The organism is Kineosporia sp. A_224 (assembly GCF_002198655.1).
In the GTDB taxonomy this organism is placed as follows: Bacteria; Actinomycetota; Actinomycetes; order Actinomycetales; family Kineosporiaceae; genus R-H-3.
This window is the reverse complement of sequence record NZ_MWLN01000010.1, coordinates 1-3,431: the sequence shown is the minus strand read 5'-3', so window position 1 is coordinate 3,431 and position 3,431 is coordinate 1. Positions and strand designations below refer to the sequence as shown.

4 protein-coding genes are annotated in these 3,431 nt (G+C 74.4%); 2 read left to right on the top strand and 2 right to left on the bottom strand.

Annotated elements, in window-relative coordinates:
* The first annotated feature begins 179 nt into the window (after positions 1–179).
* A complete protein-coding gene (locus EDJALFJO_RS00220; RefSeq protein WP_088281024.1) occupies positions 180–503 on the top strand; it encodes a PadR family transcriptional regulator in 324 nt (107 codons plus the stop codon).
* A complete protein-coding gene (locus EDJALFJO_RS00215) occupies positions 500–1,327 on the top strand; it encodes an HD domain-containing protein (RefSeq protein ID WP_088281020.1) in 828 nt (275 codons plus the stop codon). Before EDJALFJO_RS00220 ends, EDJALFJO_RS00215 begins: the two co-directional genes overlap by 4 nt.
* Before the next feature lie 336 nt (positions 1,328–1,663).
* Here EDJALFJO_RS00215 and EDJALFJO_RS00210 read toward each other — a convergent pair whose 3' ends face one another.
* Together EDJALFJO_RS00210 and EDJALFJO_RS00205 are read right to left on the bottom strand one after the other, a co-directional pair.
* Positions 1,664–2,347 carry a fasciclin domain-containing protein gene (locus EDJALFJO_RS00210; protein ID WP_088281018.1) on the bottom strand — a complete coding sequence of 228 codons (684 nt, stop codon included), beginning with the start codon at positions 2,345–2,347 and terminating at the stop codon, positions 1,664–1,666.
* A gap of 119 nt (positions 2,348–2,466) precedes the next feature.
* Positions 2,467–3,431, bottom strand: a 965-nt coding sequence (locus tag EDJALFJO_RS00205) for a molybdopterin-dependent oxidoreductase (RefSeq protein ID WP_158220238.1), incomplete at its 5' end; no start/stop codon positions are given.

The following is a 3,431-nucleotide window of genomic DNA, read 5'->3' as shown; positions in this document are numbered from 1 at the left end:
GCCATCGCCGACCGCCATCGCCGACCGCCCAAGCCCCAACGCACCCCAGTTCGTCACAAGAGCGCTCCAACGGGCGACACGCCGCGTTCGCGGGCCGTTCCTGTGTTCTGCGGTACGGCCGGCGGCGCAGCCTGGCGGCTCAGGACCGGGCAGCCAGTTGGCTATATAGAGTTATGAGCATGACTCCTCGACAGCGGCGACTCTCGGTGCAGGCGGTGGAGCTGCTCGCCGTCCTGCTCGAGGACCCGATGGCAGAGCGGTACGGGCTCGACCTGTGCAAGCGTCTGGACCTGCTGCCCGGCACCGTCTACCCCCTGCTCAAGCGGTTCGAGGACAATGGCTGGGCGACGTCGCACCTCGAGGACGTCGACCCGGCTCAGGTCGGGCGGCCACCACGTCGGCTCTACCGGCTGACGGGGCCCGGCGAGAGCGTCGCCCGTGCCGAGCGGCAGCGGCTGCAGCGCAGCATCGGCCTGACGCGGCCGGAGCTCACGACGCCATGACGCGGCGGCCGGGCGAGACCTACGCCGAACTGCGGGCCGCGATGGCCGCACGCCACGACGCCGACGCTCTCGACCGGCTGGACGCCGCCCACGCCCTCGCCGCCCACGCCCACCAGGGCCGTGTTCGCCGGAGCGGGGACCCGTACGTCACGCACCCTGTCGCCGTCGCCCTGCTCCTCGTCACGTGGGACCGGCCGACGGACGTCGTCGTCGCAGGGCTCCTGCACGACGTCCTCCAGGACGGCGTGACGACCGCCGACGTTCGCGACGTCGCCGGAGCGTGGGTCGCCCGGCTCGTCGAAGGGCACGAGCACCTCCGCGCCGGGCACCGGCTGGCCCGGTCCCGCGCCGTCGGCAGACTCTGCACCCGCACCGGGCGGGCGGTGGGGACCATCAAGGTCGCCGACCGGCTGCACAACGCCCGGACGTGGAAGGCGGTCCCGCAGGAGCTAGTCGTGCTGAAGGCGCGTCAGACCCTCGACGTCATCGCCCCGGTCGCGGTCGCCCTCGGGTTACGCGATGTCTGCGGCGAGCTGCAGACCCGGTCTACGGCGGCCCTCGCCGGCGTCGTCGTGGGCAGCGGCTTCCCGCCCGGCCCCACGCGGTCCTGGGCACTCGTCGACGGTAGGACGTCACGCCTGCTCGACCGCGCCGTCCGGCTCCTGCCGCCGGGGCTGCGCGACCGGTACCGCGTCGAGTGGTTCGGGGATCTCGCCGCGCTGCCCGCGGGCAGGGAGCGGACCCGGTTCGCCGCGGGTCTGATCTGGTCGGCCGCAGCGATCCGCGCCGACCGCGCGGGGCGGCGGCGTCCGTCACGTCGGTAGGAGCCGGCGTACCGCAGAACAAAGGAAGCGCACCCGAGCGCGGCGTGTCGTGCGTTGGAGCGCTCTTGTGACGAACGGGGAGGCGGCCGGACGGCGCCGGGCACGGGAGTGCCCCCGCCCACCTGGTGGTGGACGGGGGCACGCGCCGCTGGGCGCCCCTCAGCCCCAGCGACGCACCCCGGCGCAGGGGTGTCCTGCGGGGTGCCGGACCCGGCACTGCACACGGTTCGGAGCGGGGCGGGTCGTGGATGGGTCCGGGTGTCGTGTCACCGCCGAGGTCCGCGGCGCGCCGTCTCGGGACGGCGCGCCGCGGGGTTCAGCGGTGCGACGTCACGGTCAGGACTTCGGGGTGAGCACGCCGTCGATGAGGTAGACGGTGGCGTTGGCGGTCTGGACGCCGCCGCAGATGACGTTGGCGCCGTTGACGGTCAGGGCCTCGGGCGTGCCCTTGACGTCGACCGAGTCGCCCTCGACGGTCTTCTGCATGCCGACGACCTGCTCGGGGGTGAGGCGGCCCGGGACGACGTGGTACGTGAGCACCGAGGTGAGGAGCTTGTCGTCCGTCTTGAGCTTGTCGATCGTCGCCGCCGGCACCTTCTTGAAGGCGTCGTCGACCGGCGCGAACACCGTGAACTCGCCGCCGTTGAGCGTGTCGACGAGGTTGACCTTCGGGTTGAGCTTGCCGCTGACCGCCGACACGAGCGTCGTGAGGAGCGGGTTGTTCGACGCCGCGGTGGCGACCGGGTCCTGGGCCATGCCGGACACGGAGCCGGCGCCGCTCGGGACGGCCTTCGCATAGTCGGCGCAGCCGGGGCCGACCGGGCCGGCCATGGCGGCCGAGGACGACATCGACGGCGACTCCGTCATGGACGGCGACATCGCGCTCGAGGACGGGGCGGCCGCGGCCGACTCCGTCGTCGTGCCGGACGAGCCGCCGCCGCACGCCGCGGTGCCGAGGGCGAAGACGGCGAGCGCGGGGAGGACGACGGCGCGACGCATGGTGCGGGAGGAGGAGCGCATCGGGATCGGACCCTTCTTCGTGGTGACCCGGCCCGGGAGGTCCGGGCAGGGGTGGTCGGCGCGTGCGGGTGCACGCGATGGGGCAGAACGGGTTCCGGCCGGTGGCCGGAGGGTGCGGGTCAGCCGACCCGGACGACGACCGAGTGCCAGCCGGTCGCGCCGTCCGGTCTCGGAGGTCTGCGGGTCTGCGGCTGGGCGTCACCGGTGGCGTCGGTCGCGCGGACCTCGAGGGTGTGCTGGCCGGGCTCGGCGTCCCAGGCGAAGACCCACTGCCGCCAGGTGTCGAGACTGGGGACGGCACCGAGCGTCGCGGGCTGCCAGGGCCCGCCGTCGACCCGGACCTCGACCGTGTCCACGCCGCGGTGCTGGGCCCACGCGACCCCGGCGACCGCCGTCCGGCCGGCCGGGACCTGCGCGAACGAGGCGGGCACGTCGATCCGGGAGAAGGTGCGGACCGGGGCCTGGGCGGCCCAGCCGCGCCGGGTCCAGTAGGCGGTGGCGCGGTCGAAGCGGGTCACCTCGAGGTCGACGACCCACTTCGTCGCGCTGACGTACCCGTAGAGACCGGGCACGATCATCCGCGCCGGGAAGCCGTGGTCGACCGGCAGCGGCGACCCGTTCATGCCGACGGCGAGGAGCGCGTCCCGGCCGTCGAGGAGCGCGGCGAGCGGTGTCGAGGCGGTGAACCCGTCGGCGCTCGTCGAGAGCACCATGTCGGCGTCCGGCAGCGGGCCGGCCTTCTCCAGCAACGACTTCAACGGCAGGCCGAGCCAGCGGGAGGTCCCGGCGAGCCGGCCGCCGACCTCGTTCGACACGCAGGTGAGCGTCATGGTCCGCTCGACGAGCGGCCCGGTGAGGACGTCGTCCAGGGACAGCGTCACCTCGCGCTCGACGAGGCCGTGCAGCCGCAGCCGCCACGTGCCGGCGTCGACCCGCGGCACGGTGAGCGCCGTGTCGACGCGGTAGAAGTCGCGGTTCGCGGTGACGAACGGGGTCACCCCGGGGACGTCGACCTCGACGGCCGCGGGGAGCGCGGCGGCCGGGTCGGCGGGGCGGGGCAGCACGAGGTCCGACGGGCGGACGG

What these genes read in the sequence shown, in the direction of transcription:
- EDJALFJO_RS00220 (WP_088281024.1), top strand. Translation starts at nt 180, where the DNA reads ATGACTCCTCGACAGCGGCGACTCTCGGTGCAGGCGGTGGAGCTGCTC.
- EDJALFJO_RS00215 (WP_088281020.1), top strand. Translation starts at nt 500, where the DNA reads ATGACGCGGCGGCCGGGCGAGACCTACGCCGAACTGCGGGCCGCGATG.
- EDJALFJO_RS00210 (WP_088281018.1), bottom strand. Translation starts at nt 2,347, where the DNA reads ATGCGCTCCTCCTCCCGCACCATGCGTCGCGCCGTCGTCCTCCCCGCG.